Source organism: Pseudomonas sp. NFX15 (genome assembly GCF_049132105.1).
Lineage (GTDB): Bacteria > Pseudomonadota > Gammaproteobacteria > Pseudomonadales > Pseudomonadaceae > Aquipseudomonas.
Window position 1 is genome coordinate 141,403 of record NZ_JAFMPV010000007.1, and the last position, 22,682, is coordinate 164,084.

Consider the following 22,682-nt stretch of genomic DNA (forward strand, 5'->3'; position numbering starts at 1 on the left):
TTACACCTTCGACACAAGAGGACGGCCGAGCAGGCCTTGGGGCCGAAAGACCAGAACGAGGACCAGCAGCGAGAAGCTGAAAACGTCCTTGTAGTCCGAGTTGACCAGACCGGAGAACAGCGACTCGGAGATGCCGAGGATGATCCCGCCGAGCATGGCGCCAGGCAGCGAACCGATCCCGCCGAGCACGGCGGCGGTGAACGCCTTGATGCCGATGACGAAGCCTGCGTAGAAGTCGAACGTGCCGTAGTTCATGGTGATCAGCACGCCGGCCAGGGCCGCCATCGCTGCACCGATGATGAACACATAGGAAATCACCCGGTCGGTGTTGATCCCCAGGATCGAGGCCATCTTGCGGTCTTGCTGGGTGGCGCGGCACATGCGGCCGAGCTTGGTGTACTTGATGACGTAGGTCAGCAGGCCCATGCCGACGAAGGCAGCGACCAGAATGAAGACTTTGGTGTAGGTGAGCTGCACGAAGCCGGTCCCTACATCGATTCGCCACGCACCGGTCAACAGGGTTGGAACGCCTTGTTGGCGAGCGCCCTGGGCGATCTGTGCATAGTTTTGCAGGATCAACGAGATCCCGATGGCGCTGATCAGCGGTGCCAGTCGGGTGGAGTTGCGCAGCGGTTTGTAGGCGATACGCTCGATGACCCAGCCATACACCCCCGTGACCACGATGGTGAAGACCAGAGTGCCGAGCATCAGCAGCGGGAAGGATTCAATACCGAAGTAAGCCAGCAGAGCCAGACTGATTGCCGCGAGGTAAGCGGAAATCATGTAAACCTCGCCGTGGGCGAAGTTGATCATGCCGATGATGCCATAGACCATTGTGTAGCCGATGGCGATCAGGCCATAGACCGACCCGAGGGTCAGGCCGTTGACCAGTTGCTGCAGGAAAATACCATCCATAACGCAATCTCACGCAATGAGAACCTGCGCATGTGGCTGCGCGGTTCTTCTAAGGAAAATACAGATATACGTCGGAGCAATGTCAGCCACGATCAGGCAGTCCCACACCCCCCTGTAGGAGCTGGCTTGCCAGCGAAGGCGATTGAACATTCGACAAAAATGTCGACTGCAAGTCCGCCTTCGCCAGCAAGCCGGCTCCTACAAAGGTTCTCGGGGTACCCTGATCGGGTCAGCCCTTACTTCTGTTTTTCCAGCTGGTGGTATTTGCCGTCCTTGTCCCACTGGTAAACCACGTAGTCGGAGACTTTCAGGTCGCCCTTGGCATCCCAGGTCTTCTCGCCCATGACGGTTTTGACCGGGTTGGCTTTCAGCCACTTGGCAGCGTCTTCGCTCTTGTTGGACTTGGCGCCATTGAAGGCAGCGGCCAGGGTCTGGACCGAAGCGTAGGCGTACAGGGTGTAGCCTTCAGGCTCGGTGCCAGCCTTGCGGAAAGCGTCTACCACGGTCTTGCTGTCTGGCAGCAGACGTGGGTCGGCGCCGAAGGTCATCAGCACGCCGTCGACGTATTGCGGGCCGCCAGCGGTGGTCACCAGTTCGTCGGTCACGATGCCGTCGTCGGACATGAATTTCACGTCCTTGAGGCCTTCGGTACGCAGTTGTTTAACCAGTGGACCGGCCTCTGGGTGCAGACCGCCGAAGTAGACGACGTCGGCGCCGGCGGCGCGGATCTTGGTGACCAGGGCGCTGAAGTCTTTTTCGCCACGGGTCAGGCCTTCATAGATCACCGGGGTCACGCCGCGCTTGATCAGCTGTGCCTTGGTGGCATCCGCCAGGCCTTGGCCATAGGTGTCCTTGTCGTGGATGACCGCGACTTTCTTGCCCTTGAGCACGTCGACGATGTAGTCGCCAGCCACGATACCTTGCTGGTCGTCACGCCCGCACATACGGAACATGGCGCTCAGGCCGCGCTCGGTGACTTGTGGGTTGGTGGAGCCAGGAGTGATCGCGATGATGCCCGCTTCGTCGTAGATCTCGGAGGCCGGGATGGTCGACGAGGAGCAGAAGTGACCGACAACGCCGGCGACTTTCTGGTTGCTCAGGTCCTTGGCGACCGTCACAGCCTGTTTCGGTTCGCAGGCGTCATCGCCCTTGACCAGTACGATTTTTTCCCCGTTGACGCCGCCCGCTGCGTTGACCGCATCGGCCGCTGCCTGTGCACCCTTCATGTACTGCTCGCCAAATGCCGCGTTGGCGCCTGTCATCGGGCCCGCCACACCGATTTTCACATCAGCTTGTGCAAACGCAGAAACACCCAACGCAGTTGCCACTGCGAGAGCCAGAAAGCCTTTCTTGTAAAACGTATGGGACATGAGGTGGTGCTCCAAGGTTTTTTTTAGTTGGCACTGCGACTTCACTGATTGCTCAGAGCAAGGGCCGTGCCATCGGTTTTTTATTCTTGAACAAGTCGCTGCTTTATTGTTTTTTCGACTGTTTCGGACCCATTTTCATTGGGCGTGCAACCGTCTAAACCGCGGAAGGTGAAACCCTACATATTTTGAGGCGCAACCCTAGTGCGCCATCATTGCAACCGCGGCACCAAACGACGTGCAACCAGCCTGTAACATCGTGCGTCACCGAAGTGCACACTGCTGGTGCGGGACTGCTACAACCCGCACCATTACAGGCTAGCTGCTGATCGAAAAAGCGCCGCTTCCCACTGTGAAAATCGACAATCAAATCACGATCCGCAAGCACTGGCCTGCGTGATACAGCGAAAACCCGGCCTCATACAGACAGCTGCGCAAGCCCACCCCGGCCAATGGCTGCATGGGGGCGAACGGAATCGGCAACGATTGAGGATTTCCGTTACACAAGTAATCGGCGAAGGCTTTGCCGACCACCGTCCCGGTGGTCACGCCCCGGCCGTTGTAGCCGGTGACTGCCACTAATCCGGGCGCCGGCTCGAACAGACGCATCAAATGATCGGGTGTGAAGGCGATGCAACCGGTCCAAGTGCACTCCCACTCCACCGGTTTGAGGTACGGGAAATAGTGCTGCTGCACCCGGTCGGCCCAGGCCTTGAGGAACCAGGCCGGTTTTTGATTGCCATTACCGAGACTGCCGAGCAGTAGCCGCCCGTCTTTATCGCGGCGAATGCTGCTCAGGACCTGGCGGGTGTCCCACGACCCTTGGCCACCCGGCAGAATTTGCTGCGCAGCTTCCTCGGTCAACGGAACGGAGGCCACCTGGTAGTAGTAACCGGGGAAGAAATTGCGCCGCAACTGGGTCCAGTCGCCTTCGGTGTAGGCGTTGGACGCAATCACGACTTTCTCGGCCATCACCGAACCCTGGGCGGTTTGTACCGACCAGCGTTGGCCTTGGCGCTCCAGTCGGGTGACGGGCGAGTGATCGAATAATTGACCACCGAGGCCGATGGCGGCTTTGGCCAGACCCGTGGTGTAGGCCATCGGGTTGAGCGTGCCGGCACGGCGATCAAGCAGCGCGGCGGCGATCTTTTTGGTGCCCGTGGCTTGCTCGCAGGCCTGGCCGGTCAACAACTCCACCGGCGCCCCACGGCGCTTCCATTGTTCTTCTCGACTGCGCAAGTCAGCTTCGCCGCGGGCGTTGTGCGCCATGTGCAACGTGCCTTCGCGGCGCAACTGGCAATCGATGTTGTACTTGTCCACAAGGCTGAACACCAGCGATGGCGCCGCCCCCAGCATGCGGTTGAGCTGGCTGCCGACCTCGGTGCCAAACCCGGCTTCGATCTCGTCCGGGGGAATCCACATCCCTGCGTTGACCAGGCCGACGTTGCGCCCCGAACCACCATGACCCGCGCGATGGGCCTCCAGCACACACACGCTCTTGCCTTGTTCCAGCAAATGCACCGCCGCCGACAACCCGGTAAACCCGGCACCGACGACGCAGACATCCACCGTGACCTCACCCTTGAGGGCCGAATGGTCCGGCCTTTGCGGCGTCAGTTTTTCCCACAGACACTCTTCGCGTAACGGCATTGCCAGACTCCAACAGAAACCCAACAAACAACAAGAGCTTCGCCGGGAAGCCAGCTCCTACAGACGTTTGCGATGCCCTGTAGGAGCTGGCTTGCCAGCGAAGGGGACCATCAGTCGAACGTAATGCCTTGGGCCAATGGCAACTCCAGCGAATAATTCACGGTGTTGGTCTGGCGGCGCATGTAGCCGCGCCATGCATCGGAGCCGGACTCGCGACCACCGCCGGTTTCTTTCTCGCCCCCAAACGCGCCACCGATTTCCGCACCGCTCGGACCGATGTTGACGTTGGCAATGCCGCAGTCGCTGCCCACGGCCGACATGAATTGCTCGGCTTCACGCACGTCAGTGGTGAAAATGCACGAGGACAGGCCTTGTGGCACGGCGTTGTTCAGGCGCAGGGCTTCCTGGAAGTCGCTGTAGCCGACCACGTACAGGATCGGGGCGAAGGTTTCGTGGCAGACCACGTCGCTCTGCTCCGGCATTTCGACGATGGCCGGCGACACGTAGTAGGCGTTCGGGAACTGGTCCTCAAGCTGGCGCTTGCCGCCGAAGACCTTGCCGCCTTCGCTCAACGCCTGCTCAAGCGAATCCTGCATGTTTTCAAAACTTTGCTTGTCGATCAGCGGACCGACCAGGTTGCCTTCCAGCGGATGGCCGATACGCACTTTCGAGTACGCGGCTTTCAGGCGGGTGACGATTTCTTCTTTCACCGACTCATGGGCGATCAGGCGACGCAGGGTGGTGCAGCGCTGGCCAGCGGTGCCGACGGCGCTGAACAGGATGGCGCGAACGGCCATGTCCAGATCGGCGCTCGGGCCAAGGATCATGGCGTTGTTGCCGCCCAGTTCAAGGATGCTGCGGGCAAAACGTGCGGCCACTTTCGGCGCCACTTCGCGGCCCATGCGGGTGCTGCCGGTGGCGCTGATCAGCGCAACACGCGGGTCATCGACCAGGGCTTCGCCAGCATCGCGACCGCCGATGATGACCTGGCACAGGTTCGCCGGGGCATCGCTGAAATCCTTCACCACGCGATCGAACAGTGCCTGGCAGGCCAGTGCGGTCAGCGGAGTTTTTTCCGACGGTTTCCACACCACCGGGTTGCCACAGACCAGCGCCAGCGTGGTGTTCCAGGCCCACACCGCGACCGGGAAGTTGAACGCGCTGATCACGCCGACAACGCCGATCGGGTGCCAGGTTTCGCGCATGTGGTGGCCAGGACGCTCGGAAGCGATGGTCAAGCCGTACAACTGACGGGACAGGCCGACGGCGAAATCGCAGATGTCGATCATTTCCTGCACTTCGCCCAGGCCTTCCTGGGTGATCTTGCCTGCTTCCCAGGACACCAATTCGCCAAGGTCGGCCTTGTATTCACGCAGCACTTCGCCAAATTGGCGGACCAGTTCGCCACGACGCGGTGCCGGCACCTTGCGCCACAGTTCGAACGCATGATCTGCGCGACTGATGTGCTGCTCGACTTGCGCGGCACCTTCCCAGTTCACGGCGGCGATCTTGCTGCCATCGATCGGCGAATGCACCGGCACTTTGCCGTTCTGGTACAGGGCCGGGTTCACACCTAGACGATCAAGCAATGCGGCAACCATGGGTCACTCCTCAAGCAAAAGACAGAACACGTGCAGCCGCAATTTCACGACTGGCCAGACCTGTAGTTTTAGCTGCCCGCAGGTTACTCAACAAACGACCTTTAAGAGAGATATCATTCCGTTTATTCATGCTGTGCATTGCTGGCAATAAAGAAACAAGAACAAAGGACCGCCCATGCTCAATAAACGCTACTTGCCATCGATTGCTGCGTTGCAGTGCTTCGAAGCCGTAACCCGGCATTTGAGCTTCACCCGGGCCGCCGAAGAACTGAACCTGACCCAAAGCGCCGTGAGCAAACAGGTCGCGCAACTTGAAGAGTTGTTGCAACACCTGCTGTTTCGCCGGATTCGCCGGCGCTTGCAGATGACCCCGGCCGGCGATCTGTACCTGGTCGAGGTGCGAAAAATTCTCACCCAGGTCGAGATGTCGACCCATTACCTGCGTTCCTACGGCGGCGAAACCGAAGTCCTGCGGGTTTCGACGCCCCCGACCTTCGGCGCTCGCTGGCTGGTACCACGGCTGAAAGGCTGGCGCCTGCGGCATCCGTCGATTCACCTGGACCTGTGCAGCGAACAGGAAGCGGACGACCTGCTGCAAGGTCGCAGCGACCTGGCATTCTACTTCGGCCAGGGCTCGCGGCCCGGCACGGAATGCCTGAAGCTGTTCGGCGAAGAGCTTGTTCCGGTATGCGCCCCCGGCAGCCTGCCCGACACGCCGTTCACCGATCCCACGCAACTGACCGATCTGGTGCTACTGCAAAACGCCTCGCGCCCCCAGGCCTGGCACGACTGGTTCGATCATCAGGGTTACCACACCGAACACAGCTACCACGGCCCGCGCTTCGAAACCTTCTACATGTGCATCCGCGCCGCCCAGGTCGGTTGCGGCGTGGCGCTGTTGCCGCGATTCCTGGTGGAAGAAGAACTGGCCGACGGCAAACTGGTCATTCCCTGGCAGCATGCAATGCCCAGCAGTGACGCCTATTACCTGGCGTACCCGGAACATTCGGCGGAAGTGCCCAAGGTGCGGGATTTTGTGAAGTGGATGCTGGAGCAGATTGACAGCCCGGATGCGACCTGACGGACGCCATCAACTTGTAGGAGCTGGCTTGCTAGCGAATGCTGCCGACAATTCAGCGCAAAACTCAAGGACGCCTTCGCCGGCAAGCCGGCTCCTACAGTGCGTGGGCCGACAAAATATCTCGCTGCGAATATGTATCCCTGTAGGAGCTGGCTTGCCAGCGAAGGGGCCGGCACATCCATCATTGATGTCGATTGATAGACCGCCTTCGCTGGCAAGCCAGCTCCTACAGGGTCCGCTTTGCCAGAAAAAATGCTGGTAATCCTTGTCCTTGATATGCGCCACTAGCGCCATTGATCAATACCGCTGCAACGCTGGAGATTCCCGTTATGAGCGAGAGTGTGTTTGCCGATCGCATCGTGCAGAACCTGCTCGACACCGACTTCTACAAATTGACGATGATGCAGGCGGTGCTGCACAACTACCCGAACGTCGAAGTCGAATGGGAGTTTCGTTGCCGTAACAGTGAAGATCTACGCCCATACCTGGCGGAGATCCGTTTCCAGATCGAGCGCCTGGCCGAATTGAGCCTGAGCGCCGACCAACTGAGCTTCCTGGAGCGCATCAGTTTCCTCAAGCCGGACTTCCTGCGCTTTCTCGGGTTGTTTCGCTTCAACCTGCGCTACATCCACACCGGTATCGAAAACGGCGAGCTGTTCATCCGCCTGCGTGGCCCCTGGCTGCATGTGATCCTGTTCGAAGTGCCGCTGCTGGCGCTGGTCAGCGAAGTGCGCAACCGTTATCGCTACCGCGAGGTGGTGCTGGAGCAGGCCCGCGAACAGCTGTACCGCAAGTTCGACTGGCTGAGCGCCAACGCCAGCAGCGACGAATTGTCCGAATTGCAGGTGGCCGATTTCGGCACGCGCCGGCGTTTTTCCTACCGCGTGCAGGAAGAAGTGGTGAACGTACTCAAGCACGACTTCCCTGGACGCTTTGTCGGCACCAGCAATGTGCACCTGTCCCGGGAATTGGACATGAAGCCGCTGGGTACCATGGCCCACGAATGGATCATGGCCCACCAGCAACTCGGCCCGCGACTGATCGACAGCCAGATCGCCGCCCTCGATTGCTGGGTCCGCGAATACCGAGGCCTGTTGGGAATCGCCCTGACCGATTGCATCACCATGGATGCCTTCCTCGGCGATTTCGACCTGTTTTTCGCCAAGCTCTTCGACGGCTTGCGCCACGATTCCGGTGACCCTGTGATCTGGGCGGAAAAAGCCATCGCCCACTACCACAAGCTCGGCATCGACCCGACGAGCAAGACGCTGACCTTCTCCGACAGCCTGACCCTGCCCAAGGCGCTGGAGATATTCCGCGCGCTGCGCGGTCGGATCAATGTCAGCTTCGGCATCGGCACCAACCTGACGTGTGATATTCCAGGTGTCGAACCGATGAGCATCGTGCTTAAAATGACCGCCTGCAACGGTCAGCCGGTGGCGAAGATCTCCGACGAGCCCGGCAAGACGCACTGCAAAGACCCGAATTTCGTCGCTTACTTGCGACACGTTTTCCAAGTCCCTGCCGCCCTTTCAAGTCCATCAAGCAAGGAGTGAATTCATGCAAGCCGTACAGCGTGAGATTGCTGAACAGCTCAAGGTCCAGCCGCCATTCGCCGACGAAGCGGCGCTAGAAGCCGAAGTCGCCCGGCGGGTGACCTTCATCCAGGATTGCCTGGTCAATGCCGGGCTCAAGACCCTGGTGTTGGGCATCAGCGGTGGCGTCGACTCGCTGACCGCCGGCCTGCTCGCCCAGCGTGCCGTGCGTGAGCTGCGCCAGCGCAGCGGTGATGCCGCCTATAAATTCATCGCCGTGCGCCTGCCCTACGAAACCCAGTTCGATGAACACGACGCCCAGGCATCGGTGGACTTCATCAAGCCGGACGAGCGCCACACGGTGAACATCGGTCCGGCGGTGAAATCCCTGGCCAATGAAGTAGCCGCGTTCGAAGGCAAGCACGCCGTATCGGTGGATTTCGTGCTCGGCAACACCAAGGCGCGCATGCGCATGGTCGCCCAGTACACCATCGCCGGCGCGGCCCATGGCCTGGTGATCGGCACCGACCATGCAGCCGAAGCGGTGATGGGTTTCTTCACCAAGTTCGGTGACGGTGCCTGTGACCTCGCGCCCCTCAGTGGCCTGGTGAAAAACCAGGTTCGCGCGATTGCCCGCAGCTTCGGTGCGCCGGAGTCGTTGGTGGAGAAAGTGCCGACCGCCGACCTCGAAGACCTGTCGCCGGGAAAACCGGACGAAGCTTCACACGGCGTGACCTACGCCGAGATCGATGCGTTCCTGCACGGTAATCCGGTGCGTGAAGAAGCATTCAAGATCATCGTCGACACGTACAACAAGACCCACCACAAGCGCGTGATGCCGTTTGCGCCTTGAGGCGTGAGTGAATGAAAAAGCCCGCTTTGGAGTGATCCACAGCGGGCTTTTCTTTGGCCAAAACATGCGTCGATGTTGATGGCCTCTTCGCTGGCAAGCCAGCTCCTACAAGGGATGTGTTATTTCTGTAGGAGCTGGCTTGCCAGCGAAAAACGATGGCGCGGTGAACCTGGTTACTTCAGGGTCACGGTGCCTTTCATCATCGAGATGTGGCCCGGGAACGAGCAGAAGAAACCGTATTTTTCAGCCGCATCCAGCTTCGACACATCGAAGGTCACCGAATCGGTTTCCTTGGCGCCGATGACTTTGGTGTGAGCGATCACGCGGGTGTCGCCGTCTTTCAGGTAGTTCTTGTCGATGCCAGCGTTCAGGCCATCGGTGGCGATTGGCTGCATGTCCGCCTCTTTGCTCAACACGAAGTTATGGCCCATGACGTTTTTCGGCAGGCTGCCGGAGTGGGTCAGCTCGACGGTAAAGGTCTTGCAGCTTTTGTCGATTTCGATGGCCTTGGTGTTGAAGGACATTTGATCGGTGGAGTCAATGGTGGTCTTGCACTCGGCAGCCATCAATTGGCTGCTGGCCAGTGTCAACAGGGATACCGCAACGAGTTTGGCAAACATGGTGAATCTCCAAGGCAGGGTTAACGAGAATCGCGAATGGACAGAAGACTGCCTGAAATCTTCGCAAGTTCATATGACTTGACTCAAAAATTGTATACAACTTCTGGGCTATGACACCGATACGAAATATCTACCAGCCAAGCGTCTGGCCCGGGCCTATGATCGGACTGCCCCTCAAAACCCGGAGTCGTGATCATGTTCATCAACAGTCTGTTGTGCAGTTTGCTCGCCGCCTATGCCTGCGGCGCCAGCGGGACGTACGAAACACCCCAGCGCGAAGTCTAGACCTTGGAGTGGCGTGCGCCTGCCTTTACTCTGTGGTCCTGATCGACCCTGGAGCAAAGCATGTCTTTAACATCCGTTTGTGTATTTTGTGGTGCCAGCACCGGCGCCAACCCGGCTTATCGCGAAGCCGCCGTGACTCTCGGCCGGGCCTTGGCCGAGCGCAAGCTGACCCTGGTGTATGGCGGCGGCGCGGTGGGCCTGATGGGCATCGTCGCCGATGCAGCCCTGGCGGCCGGCGGTGAAGTGATCGGCATCATCCCGCAAAGCCTCAAGGACAAGGAAATCGGCCACAGCGGCCTGACACGCCTCGAAGTGGTCGATGGCATGCATGCGCGCAAGGCGCGAATGGCCGAGCTCAGTGATGCCTTTATCGCGCTGCCTGGCGGCCTTGGCACCCTGGAAGAGCTGTTTGAAGTCTGGACCTGGGGCCAACTCGGCTACCACGGCAAACCGCTGGGTTTGCTGGAAGTGAACGGCTTCTACGACAAGTTGACGTCTTTTCTTGATCACATCGTCGGCGAAGGCTTCGTTCGCGGGCAGCACCGTGACATGCTGCAAGTGAGCGAATCACCGCAAACCCTGCTCGATACACTGGATAAATGGCAGCCGTCCGTGGCGCCAAAATGGGCCGAGCAAAAACCCAGCTAACGGCTTGGCACCGATACAGGGCAGAATATGTGCCGCTCCACCTCACCTTCGACCCCAGAGGATCGCCCATGGCTAAACCTAATTATTCCTTCGCCAAACGTCAGAGAGACTTGGCCAAGGAGCAGAAGAAAGAGGAAAAGCTTCAGCGCAAGAAAGCTACAGCTGAAGAAGCGGCACTGAACCCTGAGGGTGAAGTGGCGGCAGAAGACGATGTTGATGCACCGAAAGACCAGGCACCCGACGCCTGAAAACCTCCGGGCCGGTTGATCTGATCAGGCCCACCGGATCTGTGACCAGGATTGGCAGCGCCGCTGCCGATCCTCACAGGCCAATCGAATATCCCTCAAAACACCACAATCCCCCTGTAGGAGCGAGCCTGCTCGCGATGGTCGTCAACGATAACGCTGCGAGCCAGATAGACCCCGGCGCTCTCGAGTTTTTCGCGAGCAACCTCGCTTCTACAGTTTGATCGGCGTTAATCCAGCGGCATCACGGTGACGCGCACTTCCGGGTCATGGTTGCCCCCACCCAGGATCACCCCCCGCAACGGCGACACGTCGGAAAAATCCCGCCCCCAGGCCAGGGTGATGTGCTCCAGCGCCGGTTGCACATTGTTGGTCGGATCAAAATCCACCCAGCCCAGCACTGGGCAAAACACCGAAACCCAGGCGTGGGACGCATCGGCGCCGATCAGTCGCGGCTGCCCCGGCGGTGGCTGAGTCAGCAAATAGCCGCTGATATAGCGCGCCGCCAACCCCCGGGAACGCACACAGGCAAGCATCAGGTGTGCAAAGTCCTGGCAAACCCCGCGTCGACGCTCCAGCACCTCCACCAGCGGTGTCGCCACCTGGGTCGCTTCGGCATCGAAGGTGAACTCGCTGAAGATTTTCTCCATGAGTGCCTGCACGCCGAGCAGCAACGGTCGACCGGGCGGAAAACAGCTCTCGGAAAACTCGACGAAGTTTCGCTTCAAATGCACATAAGGCGATTCAAACCGGTAGCGGCAGGCTTCGAGCAACTCAGGCGACAGTGGCTGGCTATTGTAGGTCAACGCACTGCGGGTGAATTCCCACGCCGGTGACCGGTGGAAATCCGTGACAGTTCGGGGCAGCACTTCAATCGTCAGGCTGGCGTTGACCAACAGCTCATCGTGGGGCCGCTCGAACGCTAGCCGGGTCAGCGGATTGCCGAACACATCCAGTTCATCGCGACGCGAGGTCGGCTGCGGGCTGATCAGCAATTGCTGGTCGGTGCAACGCTGCCAGGCACAAGGTCGCGGCCACAGGTGCGCCAGTTGCTGGGCCAGGGACACCGGGCTGTCGTAGTGGTAATGGGTGTCATGGAAAATCTGGTAGCGGGCGCTCATCAGACAGACACCGTGCGCTGGCTGACATCGTCGACATGGGCGAAATGCCGCAGCGCCAGGCGATCGGAAACCTGGCCGCTAGCGTCGGCGATTTCTTGCAGCAGCGCGGCCAGCCCTTCGATGGCAGCGCGAACGCTGGTGTCGCCGAACAATGAGTTTTCCAGACAGCCCAGGTCGAAGCGCGCCAGGCGCTCGACCAATTGCGGCAACCCCGCTTCACGCGGCGCGCCAAAGTCGTCGTTGAGGCGTTTGACGGTGCGAGTCACCAGTTTCAACTGGAACAACACCGCATGAGGGTTCTGTTCGTCGAGCAACAGCAGGTCGAGCACCGGGATCAACTGCGCCACCGCCAGGTAGCGCGAACGGTAGGTAATGCTGCTGTTACCCAACTCCAACAGCCACTCCAGCCCGGACTGATCGAACGCCCCGGCGCCGCGCAGGAACGCCGCCAGGCTACCGCTGAGAAATTGCAGGCGCTCGATCCGCCGGCCGATCATGAGGAAACGCCAGCCTTCGTCCCGGGTCATGTCGTCCAGGGCAAAACCGGACAGCGCTGCCAGCGACATCACCAGTCGATTGAGAAAATCCAGCAACTCGCCGAAATCCGGTTCCTCGGTTTCCAGCTCCATGGCTTCGCGCTGCAACTCCACCAGCGCCTGCCAGTTTTCCCGCGAGAGCTTGCCGCGCACCTGGGATGCTGCCCACTGCAAGCGTTGCAGGTTGGAGCGCAAGCTGAACGGCCAGTCATCGCCGAGCAACGCCGCCAACAGGCGTTCGGGCAACTCGCCCTCATCGGGCAGCAACATCAGCCGTTCGCCGAGATCGACCGCGGCCTGCAGGGCTTTCGGATCATCGCCATCGACATAGCGCGTCAGCATGATGCGCAGCAAACGTGCACTGTCATCGCAACGTTCACAGTAACGGCCAAACCAGAACAGGTTCTCCACGACACGCGATGGCAGGTACGGGTCGCGTCGTATCAGGTCATGCACGCCGATGTTGCGCTGGGTCTTCCATTGTTCGCCGTTGGGCGCACGATCACCCAACACCCAAGTGTCTTTGCTGGCGCCACCGCGCTGCATCGACACCACCTCGGCATCGGCGTCGGCGGCGACCCGGGTCAAGCCACCGGGCAAGACCCGATAGCCCTCGCGACTGGCCACGGCATACACGCGCATGCCGATGGCGCGCGGTTGCAGTTGACCACCTTCGGCTTGCCAGATCGGTGCCTGGGAGAGCTGAGCGAGTTCTTGCGCCACATACGCATAAGGCCGCGCCTGCATGCGCTCGGCGAGCTCCTTGCGCTGTTTTTCGCTCAAGTCGCGGCCAAACACCGGCGCAAAGCTCTGGGACGGGAACGCCGGTTTAATCAGCAGTCCCGGCAGTTTTTCCAAAGCCTGGGCCAGTACCGGCGCCTCACCGCACCACCAGGTCGCGATGGACGGCAGAATCAGTTCTTCGCCGAACAGGCATTGATTGATCTTCGGCAGAAACCCCAGCAGTCCCGGCGATTCCAGTACACCGCTGCCCAAGGCATTGGCCACCAGCACCCGTCCCTGTCGCACGGCCTCAAGCAGGCCCGGCACGCCGAGGGCCGAATCGGTACGCAACTCCAGAGGGTCGCAGAAATCATCGTCGAGCCGACGCATGATCGCGTGGACCCGGCGTAGGCCACTCAGGGTCTTCAGGTAGACCGTGGCGTCGCGCACCGTCAGGTCGCCGCCCTCCACCAGGGGATAACCGAGCTGACGAGCGAGATACAGGTGTTCAAAATAGCTTTCGTTGAAACGCCCGGGCGTCAGCAGCACCACCAGCGGCGCTTCGCCGTCACTCGGCGCCTGACGGGCCAGGGTTTCCTGCAACGTGCGGAAGAAACCCGCCAGGTGCTGGACCTTCAAATCACGGTACAACTCGGGAAACGCCCGGGACACGATGGTGCGATTTTCCAGCGCGTAGCCAGCGCCTGACGGTGCCTGCGTGCGATCCGCCGTGACCCACCAGCGGCCATCGGGTGTACGCGCCAGGTCCACGGCATATAAATGCAGAAAGGCCCCGTCAGGCGGATTGATGCCCTGACAAGGCCAGAGGAAGTTGTTGTGACCGAATACCAGTTCGGCGGGCAGCAGACCTTCGGCAATCAGCTGTTGAGGACCGTACAAGTCAGCCAGAACCGCATTGAGCAGTCGCGCCCGCTGAGCGATGCCGGCCGACAACTGTTCCCACTCATCAGCGGCGATCACGTGGGGCAGCAGGTCCAGCTCCCATGGCCGGTCCGCGCCCTTGGGATCGGCATAGACGTTATAGGTGACACCGTTTTCCTGGATTTGCCGGGTCAATAGCGCCTGACGCTGCGCCAATTGCGCTGGCGTACTGCGCTGCAACTGCTCGAACAGTCGACGCCAGTGCGGGCGCACGGCGCCTCTGTCGTCGAGCAGTTCGTGATAGGTGCCCACCGTCAGCGGGTAGCGGTCTAGCAGGTCAGGCATGGAGAGCTCGGCAGACAGCAATGAAGCGTCAGACTAACGCAGGCTCGTGACGCCCGGATAGACGAAAAATCCGGGCGTCGCGTACGATTTAGAAACGTCGCAAATCGAGCGTCATCGGTAGCTCGTCGTTAATTTCCAGGATCGGTATAGGAAGTTTCCCCGGCGTGTGTCCAATGCGGAAGAAACGCGCCATGCGCCGACTCTCGGCCTCGTTGGCATTGACCGGCAAGCTGTCATAGTTGCGCCCTCCGGGATGCGCCACGTGGTACTGGCAACCGCCCACCGAGCGCTGCATCCAGGTGTCGAGCACATCAAAGACCAGCGGCGCATGAACCGGGATCGTCGGCTGCAGGCAGTTCGCCGGTTGCCAGGCGCGAAATCGCACGCCTGCGACGAATTCGCCAACACGCCCGGTGGGCTGCAAGGGCACCGGGACGCCGTTGCAGGTCAGCAGATAACGCTGGGGCGGCAAGCCGCTGAGCTTGACCTGCAAACGCTCCAGCGAAGAGTCCACATACCGCACGGTGCCGCCCACGGCGCCCTCTTCGCCCAGCACATGCCACGGCTCCAGCGCCTGGCGCAATTGCAGCGTAATGCCACTGACCGCGTAATCGCCCACCTTGGGAAAGCGGAACTCGAGATGCGCAGCAAACCACTCGGCGCGCAGTGGATAGCCGGCAGCGTTGAGGTCGACGATAACATCGGCAAAGTCTTGTTCGATAAAGTGCGGCAACAGGAAACGGTCGTGCAATTGCGTACCCCAGCGCGCCAATTTTGGCGGTGCATAGGGCTCGCGCCAGAACCGAGCAACCAGTGCTCGCAGCAACAGCTGTTGCGCCAGGCTCATGCGGGCATGGGGTGGCATCTCGAACGCACGCAGCTCGAGCAAGCCGAGGCGCCCGGTGGCGCCGTCCGGTGAGTAGAGCTTGTCAATACAGAATTCGGCGCGGTGGGTATTGCCCGTCACATCGATCAGCAGGTTGCGCAGCAGCCGGTCCACCAACCATGGCGGACATTCCTCGCCCGGTGCAGGCATCTGCGCGAAGGCGATTTCCAGCTCGTACAAGGCATCGTTGCGGGCCTCATCGATCCGCGGCGCCTGGGACGTCGGGCCGATGAACAAGCCGGAAAACAGGTAGGACAAGGACGGATGGTTATGCCAGTAACTGATCAGGCTGCGCAGCAGATCGGGGCGGCGCAGGAACGGTGAATCCGCCGGCGTCGCACCACCCAGCACGAAGTGATTGCCGCCACCGGTGCCGGTGTGGCGGCCGTCAATCATGAATTTTTCGGTGGTCAGCCGGGTCTGGCGCGCTTCTTCGTAAAGGAATTCGGTGCGCTCGACCAGCTCATCCCAGGTCGCGGACGGCTGCACGTTGACCTCGATCACGCCCGGATCCGGGGTGATTCGGAAGTTACTCAGGCGTGGATCGCTCGGCGGCTCGTAGCCTTCCAGCAACACCGGGCACAGCAACTCTTCGGCAGTGGCTTCGATGGCGGCGACCAGTTCGAGGTAGTCCTCGAGCCGTTCCAGCGGTGGCATGAACAGGTACAGCCGCCCTTCCCGCGCCTCGGCGCAGAAGGCCGTACGGGTCAGCCAGTCGGCGGATTCGTCGATCTTTGGCTCGCGTTCCTGGACCTCGGCACCTGTGCTTTGGCTTCGCAGCTGTGCGGTGTCGGGCAGCGCCGGGAAGTCCTGATTGGGGTCTTGCGGATGAATGAACGGGTACTCCGCCGCTTTCACCCAGGGCTGTGAACCCAGCGGCAAGCGATAACCCAGCGGCGAATCGCCCGGTACCAGCCGGCAATGTTCGTCGCGCAGGTACCAGCGCCCACTCTGCCACTGATCGCCCTTGGGGGTGCGCGCCAACGGCAGGACTTGGCCAATCACTTTGTCCAGGCCTTGACTGAAGACCTTGCGCAGTCGCGCACGCTCCAAGGGTTCTTCAAGACGCGAATCTTCGGCGCTGACGTTTTGCGGCAAGGTCCCTTCGCGCCAGAGGTAATAGAAATTGTCTTCGTAGGCCGCAAACACAAAACGTGTCGCAATCTTCAAGCGTTCGGCGACACTCGCCAGGAAACGCCCGGCCAATGCACCATCCGCGCCGTAGTCTTGCTGCTCATCGGCAATCAGCGCGCTGTTGTGCCAGATCGGCACGCCGTCCCGCCGCCAGTAGCCATTGAGCGACCAACGCGGCAGTTGTTCGCCGGGGTACCACTTGCCCTGGCCGAAATGCACCAGCCCGTTGGGTGCGTAGTGTTTGCGCATGCGCTGGAACAGTTCGGCGGACAACCGCCGTTTATCCGGCCCCAGTGCGGCGGTATTCCACTCGGCGCCGTCCGGGTCATCGATGGACACGAACGTCGGCTCGCCGCCCATGGTCAGGCGCACATCGCCTTCCAGCAGGTCGGCATCGATCTGCCGGCCCAGCGTCTGGATCGCCAGCCATTGCTCTTCGGTGTAGGGCTTGGTCACCCGCGGCGCTTCCCAAATCCGCTCCACGGACATTTCGTGGCTGAACTCGCACTCGCACGGTTCCACCAGCCCACTGATCGGTGCCGCCGAGGACGGATCGGGACTACAGGCCAACGGGATATGCCCTTCACCGGCAAACAGCCCGGAGGTCGCATCCAGGCCGATCCAGCCGGCGCCGGGCAAGTACACCTCGCACCAGGCATGCAGGTCGGTGAAATCCACGTCGGTGCCGGACGGGCCATCAAGGCTTTTCACGTCCGCCGTCAGCTGGATCAAGTAGCCCGAGACAAAACGCGCCGCCAGGCCAAGGTTGCGCAGCAATTGCACCAGCAGCCACGCCGAGTCGCGGCAGGAACCGGAGGCGTGTTCCAGGGTGTGTTCCGGCGTTTGCACGCCGGGCTCCATGCGGATCAGGTAGTCGATGTCATCGCTCAGGCGCTGGTTGAGCGCGACCAGAAAGTCCACGGCGGGCAACGGGGTGCGGTCGATACCGTCGAGATAGGCCTTGAACGCTGGCGTCAGGGGCAAGGTTTCCAGGTACGGCGCAAGCTCCTTGCGCTCATCGGCGGCATAGGCGAAGGGGATTTTTTCAGCGTAGGGCTCGAGGAAGAAGTCGAATGGGTTGAAGATCGCCATTTCGGCCAGCAAATCGACCTCGATGCGCAGTTCCTCGGTTTTCTCCGGGAACACAAGACGCGCCAGGTAATTGCCTTGAGGGTCTTGCTGCCAGTTGATGAAGTGCTGCTCGGGCGAGACTTTCAGCGCATAGGACAGAATCCGCGTGCGGCTGTGGGCGGCGGGACGCAGGCGAACGATCTGCGGGCCGAGCTCGACAGCGCGGTCATAGCGGTAATGCGTGACATGGTGCAATGCGACATGAATCGACACGGCGTGCCTCCTGCGAGCCCTAAACGTATTGGAAAGCGCGCAAGACTTATGCCATCCAGCAGCCGCAGCGCTTTCCCCGATTGCCTGAGGCAGTACAGCACCAAAATCGGGCGACGCGGGAAAATGGTTTGGCGTGGGTGCACGTATTTGTGGCGGTCAGCAAGAAATTGGTTGGCATTTCCGGGCCCTTCGCTGGCAATCCAGCGCCTACAGTTTGGCGTTCACAGCAAATCCCTGTAGGAGCTGGCTTGCCAGCGAAGAGGCCAGCAGCCATACCCATCCTTCCAACCAGAAAATGCAGAACGCCAACCCGAAGGTTGGCGTTCTGTTCAGCTCAAGCGCGGCTTAGCGCGGTACGACCGGCTTGCGGGTCGGCTTCGGCCCCTTGCCCTTGGCCGCGTCCTTGCGCTCCTTGGCCGCTTGCTGGTTGCGGGCAAACGCCTCGGCCTTGGCCTTTTCACGTTTGTCCCACGGGTTGCCGCCATCACTGGCACGCGGCGGCAGACCGGTGTGCTGGGTAAGGATCTTGGTGGTCTTCTCTTGCGCCGCCACTTTATGGCTGCCGGCCGGTGTCGAGTTCTTGCGGCGGGCGCTCTGGTAGCTGTCGGTCGACGGCTGGTGCAACGGGATCAGCTGGTTCTTGCCCGGCCCGATCAAATCGGCACGGCCCATGCGGGTCAACGCCTCACGCAGCATCGGCCAGCCTTTCGGGTCGTGATAACGCAAGAACGCCTTGTGCAGGCGACGCTGCTCTTCGCTCTTGACGATGGTCACCGCGTCAGACTTATAGGTGACCTTGCGCAGCGGGTTCTTGCCCGAGTGGTACATCGCGGTGGCAGTAGCCATCGGCGACGGGTAGAACGCCTGCACCTGGTCGGCACGGAAACCATTGCCCTTGAGCCATAGGGCCAGGTTCATCATGTCTTCATCGGTGGTGCCCGGGTGCGCCGCGATGAAGTACGGAATCAGGTACTGCTCCTTACCCGCTTCCTTCGAATACTTCTCGAACATGCGCTTGAACTTGTCATAGCTGCCGATGCCCGGTTTCATCATCTGGTTGAGCGGACCTTCCTCGGTGTGTTCCGGGGCGATCTTCAGGTAACCACCGACGTGGTGGGTCACCAGCTCTTTCACGTATTCCGGCGACTCGACCGCGAGGTCGTAGCGCAGGCCGGAAGCGATCAGGATCTTCTTCACACCCGGCAGTTCACGGGCGCTGCGATACAGCTGGATCAGCGCCGAGTGGTCGGTGTTCAGGTTCGGGCAGATGCCAGGGAACACGCACGATGGCTTGCGGCACGCGGATTCGATTTCCGGGGTCTTGCAAGCGATACGGTACATGTTCGCGGTCGGGCCGCCGAGGTCGGAGATCACGCCGGTAAAGCCCGGGACCTTGTCGCGAATTTCTTCGATTTCGCGAATGATCGACTCGTGGGAACGGTTCTGGATGATCCGCCCTTCGTGCTCGGTGATCGAGCAGAAGGTGCAGCCGCCGAAGCAGCCACGCATGATGTTCACCGAGAAACGGATCATGTCGTAGGCCGGGATTTTCTCCTTGCCGTACGCCGGGTGCGGAATGCGCGCGTAAGGCATGCCGAACACGTAGTCCATTTCTTCGGTGGTCATCGGAATCGGTGGCGGGTTGAACCAGACATCCACCTCGCCATGCTTCTGCACCAGCGCGCGGGCGTTGCCCGGGTTGGTTTCCAGGTGCAGCACGCGGTTGGCGTGGGCATAGAGCACCGCATCGTTGCGGACTTTTTCCACCGACGGCAGGCGAATCACGGTCTTGTCGCGGGTCATCTTCGGGCTGGCCAGGATCTGCACGACCTTGGCTTCCTGCGGATCTTCAACCGGGCCCTTTTCCTGCTCGATGGCGCAAGCCTGGGTGTCCTGGGTGTTGACATACGGGTTGATGATCTTGTCGATCTTGCCCGGACGGTCAATGCGCGTGGAGTCGACTTCGTACCAGCCTTGCGGCGTGTCACGACGGATGAACGCAGTACCGCGCACGTCGGTGATGTCTTCGATCTTGTGACCGTAGGACAGGCGCTGGGCGACCTCGACGATGGCCCGCTCGGCGTTGCCGTACAGCAGGATGTCGGCGCTGGCGTCGATCAGGATCGAGTTACGCACACGGTCCTGCCAGTAGTCGTAGTGGGCGATGCGGCGCAGGGAGGCTTCGATGCCGCCGAGCACGATCGGCACGTGCTTGTAGGCTTCCTTGCAGCGCTGGCTGTAGACCAGGCTCGCGCGGTCCGGACGCTTGCCGGCCATGCCGCCTGGCGTGTAGGCGTCGTCAGAACGGATTTTCTTGTCGGCGGTGTAGCGGTTGATCATCGAGTCCATGTTGCCGGCCGCGACACCGAAGAACAGGTTCGGCTCGCCGAGCTTCATGAAGTCGTCTTTGGACTGCCAGTTAGGCTGGGCAATGATCCCGACGCGAAAGCCCTGGGACTCCAGCAGCCGGCCGATGATCGCCATGCCGAACGACGGGTGGTCGACGTAGGCATCACCGGTGACGATGATGATGTCGCAGGAATCCCAGCCGAGCTGATCCATCTCCTCCCTGCTCATCGGCAGGAATGGCGCTGGCCCGAAACATTCGGCCCAGTATTTGGGATAGTCAAATAACGGCTTGGCTGCTTGCATGTCGATAACCGGTGTTGGCTTTCATTGAATTTCGCGGGCGCGGAATATAGCACAAATTTTGACCAATTCCGACGGCTGTGGTCGGAAATTGGTGGGAGCTGTTTTAGCGCAGCCCCCGTGAGCAACACACAAGCCTGTGGCGAGGGGGCTTGCCCCCGTTGGGTTGCGAAGCGACCCCAAAACCAGCGGTCGCCATTCTCCAGATGAAACGAGTTGGCTGATTGACGACTGCTTCGCAGCCGAACGGGGACAAGCCCCCTCGCCACAAGAGCCCGGCGTTAGCCGTTATTCGTCATCATCGAAGTTATAGCTGCCCGGTGCCAGGTTCTCGAATCGGGTGTATTTCCCGATGAAGGCCAGGCGAATAAAGCCGATCGGGCCGTTACGCTGCTTGCCGATGATAATTTCGGCGATGCCCTTGTGCTCGGTTTCCGGGTGATACACCTCGTCGCGGTAAACGAACATGATCACGTCGGCGTCCTGCTCGATCGCTCCGGATTCCCGGAGGTCGGAGTTGATCGGCCGTTTGTTCGGCCGCTGCTCGAGGGAACGGTTGAGCTGAGACAGCGCCACCACCGGGCAGTTGAATTCCTTGGCCAAGGCTTTCAAGGAACGCGAGATTTCAGAAATCTCGTTGGTTCGGTTGTCGCCGCCAGAACCTGGAATCTGCATCAACTGAAGGTAGTCGATCATGATCAGGCCGATCTCACCGTGCTCACGCGCCAGACGCCGGGTACGCGCACGCATTTCCGACGGGCTGATACCGGCGGTGTCGTCGATGAACAGCTTGCGGTCATTGAGCAGGTTCACCGCCGACGTCAGGCGCGGCCAGTCGTCATCTTCCAACTGACCGGAACGCACCTTGGTCTGGTCGATCCGCCCGAGGGACGACAGCATACGCATGACCAGCGATTCGCCTGGCATCTCGAGGGAATACACCAGAACGGCCTTGTCGCTGCGCAGTACGGCGTTTTCCACCAGGTTCATCGCGAAGGTGGTTTTACCCATCGACGGACGACCGGCGACGATGATCAAGTCAGCCGGCTGCAGGCCGCTGGTCTTCTCATCAAGATCGGTGTAGCCCGTGGACAGGCCGGTAATGGCGTTGTCCGTGTTGAACAGCGTGTCGATGCGATCGATGGCCTTGGTCAGCAAATCGTTCACACCCACCGGGCCACCGGTTTTCGGCCGGGCCTCGGCAATCGCGAAGATCTGGCGCTCGGCTTCATCGAGGATCTCCTCGGCAGTGCGACCTTCCGGGTTGAAGGCACTGTCGGCGATCTCGGTGCTGATGCCGATCAGTTGGCGCAACGTCGCGCGCTGACGGACGATCTGCGCATAGGCCTTGATGTTAGCGACCGACGGGGTGTTCTTCGCCAGTTCGCCGAGGTAACCGAGGCCGCCGACCTGCGACGTCTGGCCTTCCTTGTCCAGTTGTTCGGCAAGGGTCACGACGTCAATCGGGGAGTTCTGATCGGCCAGTTTGGCGATCGCACGGAAAATCAGGCGGTGGTCATGTCGATAGAAATCGCCGTCGGAGACTTGATCGAGCACGCGCTCCCAGGCGTTGTTGTCCAGCATCAGACCACCGAGTACAGCCTGTTCAGCCTCGATGGAATGCGGCGGCACTTTCAGCGCGGCAGTTTGCAGATCGTATTGCTCGGGAGCGGAAATTTCGTTCATGGCCACTTGGAATCAGATTTAAAAACGGGGATGCCAGAAAGACAAAGGGCACGACCTGTAAACAGGATCGTGCCCGATGTTACCGGCAAGCACCCGAGGGTGCCAGCCGACAAGTGCTGCTTAAGCTGCTACCACGACAACGCGTACGGTGGCTTCAACTTCGGCGTGCAGGTGCACGGCTACGTCGAATTCGCCTATGTTGCGGATGGTGCCGTTCGGCAGACGAACTTCGCTCTTCTGCACTTCAACGCCGGAGGCGGTCAGTGCGTCAGCGATGTCGTGAGTACCGATCGAACCGAACAGCTTGCCTTCGTCGCCAGCGGTGGCAGTGATGGTCACTTCCAGCTCGGCCAGTTGGGCAGCGCGGCTTTCAGCCGACGATTTACGATCTGCTGCTGCTTTTTCCAGCTCAGCACGACGCTCTTCGAACGCAGCCAGGTTGGCTGGGGTCGCAGCGGTAGCTTTGCCGTAAGGCAGCAGGTAGTTACGACCGTAACCAGCCTTAACGTTCACTTTGTCACCCAGGTTGCCCAGGTTGGTGACTTTTTCCAGAAGGATCAGTTGCATGTGAAAATC

16 protein-coding genes are annotated in these 22,682 nt (G+C 60.6%); 5 read left to right on the top strand and 11 right to left on the bottom strand.

Annotated features, from left to right (window positions below; translation table 11 throughout):
• From J1D76_RS10390 to J1D76_RS10405, 4 genes are all read right to left on the bottom strand, one after another.
• Complete coding sequence (locus tag J1D76_RS10390; protein ID WP_421138244.1) at positions 1 to 915, bottom strand: ABC transporter permease subunit; 915 nt, start codon at positions 913 to 915, stop codon at positions 1 to 3.
• Positions 916 to 1,151: 236 nt separating this feature from the next.
• On the bottom strand, positions 1,152 to 2,285 hold the full coding sequence (locus J1D76_RS10395; protein ID WP_421138245.1) for an ABC transporter substrate-binding protein: 1,134 nt from the start codon (positions 2,283 to 2,285) through the stop codon (positions 1,152 to 1,154).
• A gap of 363 nt (positions 2,286 to 2,648) precedes the next feature.
• A complete protein-coding gene (locus tag J1D76_RS10400) occupies positions 2,649 to 3,932 on the bottom strand; it encodes an NAD(P)/FAD-dependent oxidoreductase (RefSeq protein ID WP_421138246.1) in 1,284 nt (427 codons plus the stop codon).
• 110 nt (positions 3,933 to 4,042) lie between these two features.
• Positions 4,043 to 5,533 (bottom strand): aldehyde dehydrogenase family protein, encoded by a 1,491-nt coding sequence (locus J1D76_RS10405; RefSeq protein WP_421138247.1) that lies wholly within the window; start codon positions 5,531 to 5,533, stop codon positions 4,043 to 4,045.
• Positions 5,534 to 5,708: 175 nt separating this feature from the next.
• On the opposite strand from J1D76_RS10405, the gene J1D76_RS10410 reads away from it, so the two are divergent.
• The 3 genes from J1D76_RS10410 (at position 5,709) to nadE (ending at position 9,002) form a co-directional block, all read left to right on the top strand.
• Positions 5,709 to 6,614, top strand: a complete 906-nt coding sequence (locus J1D76_RS10410; RefSeq protein WP_421138248.1) for a LysR family transcriptional regulator — start codon at positions 5,709 to 5,711, stop codon at positions 6,612 to 6,614.
• A gap of 329 nt (positions 6,615 to 6,943) precedes the next feature.
• Positions 6,944 to 8,170: a nicotinate phosphoribosyltransferase gene (pncB, locus tag J1D76_RS10415; RefSeq protein WP_421138249.1), complete on the top strand. Its 1,227-nt coding sequence runs from the start codon at positions 6,944 to 6,946 to the stop codon at positions 8,168 to 8,170.
• Between the two features lie 4 nt (positions 8,171 to 8,174).
• Positions 8,175 to 9,002: an ammonia-dependent NAD(+) synthetase gene (gene nadE / locus J1D76_RS10420; protein ID WP_421138250.1), complete on the top strand. Its 828-nt coding sequence runs from the start codon at positions 8,175 to 8,177 to the stop codon at positions 9,000 to 9,002.
• A 173-nt stretch (positions 9,003 to 9,175) separates the two neighbouring features.
• On the opposite strand, the gene azu is transcribed toward nadE, so the two are convergent.
• Positions 9,176 to 9,622 (bottom strand): azurin, encoded by a 447-nt coding sequence (gene azu, locus J1D76_RS10425; protein WP_421138251.1) that lies wholly within the window; start codon positions 9,620 to 9,622, stop codon positions 9,176 to 9,178.
• 345 nt (positions 9,623 to 9,967) lie between these two features.
• Between azu and J1D76_RS10430 the strand changes: the two genes are divergently transcribed.
• On the top strand, positions 9,968 to 10,555 hold the full coding sequence (locus tag J1D76_RS10430; protein WP_421138252.1) for a TIGR00730 family Rossman fold protein: 588 nt from the start codon (positions 9,968 to 9,970) through the stop codon (positions 10,553 to 10,555).
• 68 nt (positions 10,556 to 10,623) lie between these two features.
• Positions 10,624 to 10,803 carry a hypothetical protein gene (locus J1D76_RS10435; protein WP_419712283.1) on the top strand — a complete coding sequence of 60 codons (180 nt, stop codon included), beginning with the start codon at positions 10,624 to 10,626 and terminating at the stop codon, positions 10,801 to 10,803.
• A gap of 227 nt (positions 10,804 to 11,030) precedes the next feature.
• On the opposite strand, the gene J1D76_RS10440 is transcribed toward J1D76_RS10435, so the two are convergent.
• The 6 genes from J1D76_RS10440 to rplI form a co-directional block, all read right to left on the bottom strand.
• The gene (locus J1D76_RS10440) at positions 11,031 to 11,921 is read right to left on the bottom strand and encodes a transglutaminase family protein (RefSeq protein WP_421138253.1); all 891 of its coding nucleotides are present in this window, start codon (positions 11,919 to 11,921) and stop codon (positions 11,031 to 11,033) included.
• A complete protein-coding gene (locus tag J1D76_RS10445; protein WP_421138254.1) occupies positions 11,921 to 14,407 on the bottom strand; it encodes a circularly permuted type 2 ATP-grasp protein in 2,487 nt (828 codons plus the stop codon). Before J1D76_RS10445 ends, J1D76_RS10440 begins: the two co-directional genes overlap by 1 nt.
• A gap of 88 nt (positions 14,408 to 14,495) precedes the next feature.
• Positions 14,496 to 17,771, bottom strand: a complete 3,276-nt coding sequence (locus J1D76_RS10450) for a DUF2126 domain-containing protein (protein WP_421138255.1) — start codon at positions 17,769 to 17,771, stop codon at positions 14,496 to 14,498.
• A gap of 345 nt (positions 17,772 to 18,116) precedes the next feature.
• Positions 18,117 to 20,423, bottom strand: a complete 2,307-nt coding sequence (locus J1D76_RS10455) for a YgiQ family radical SAM protein (RefSeq protein ID WP_421138256.1) — start codon at positions 20,421 to 20,423, stop codon at positions 18,117 to 18,119.
• A 285-nt stretch (positions 20,424 to 20,708) separates the two neighbouring features.
• The gene (gene dnaB / locus J1D76_RS10460; RefSeq protein ID WP_053153720.1) at positions 20,709 to 22,106 is read right to left on the bottom strand and encodes a replicative DNA helicase; all 1,398 of its coding nucleotides are present in this window, start codon (positions 22,104 to 22,106) and stop codon (positions 20,709 to 20,711) included.
• 120 nt (positions 22,107 to 22,226) lie between these two features.
• The gene (gene rplI, locus J1D76_RS10465) at positions 22,227 to 22,673 is read right to left on the bottom strand and encodes a 50S ribosomal protein L9 (RefSeq protein ID WP_421138257.1); all 447 of its coding nucleotides are present in this window, start codon (positions 22,671 to 22,673) and stop codon (positions 22,227 to 22,229) included.
• Positions 22,674 to 22,682 lie beyond the last annotated feature (9 nt).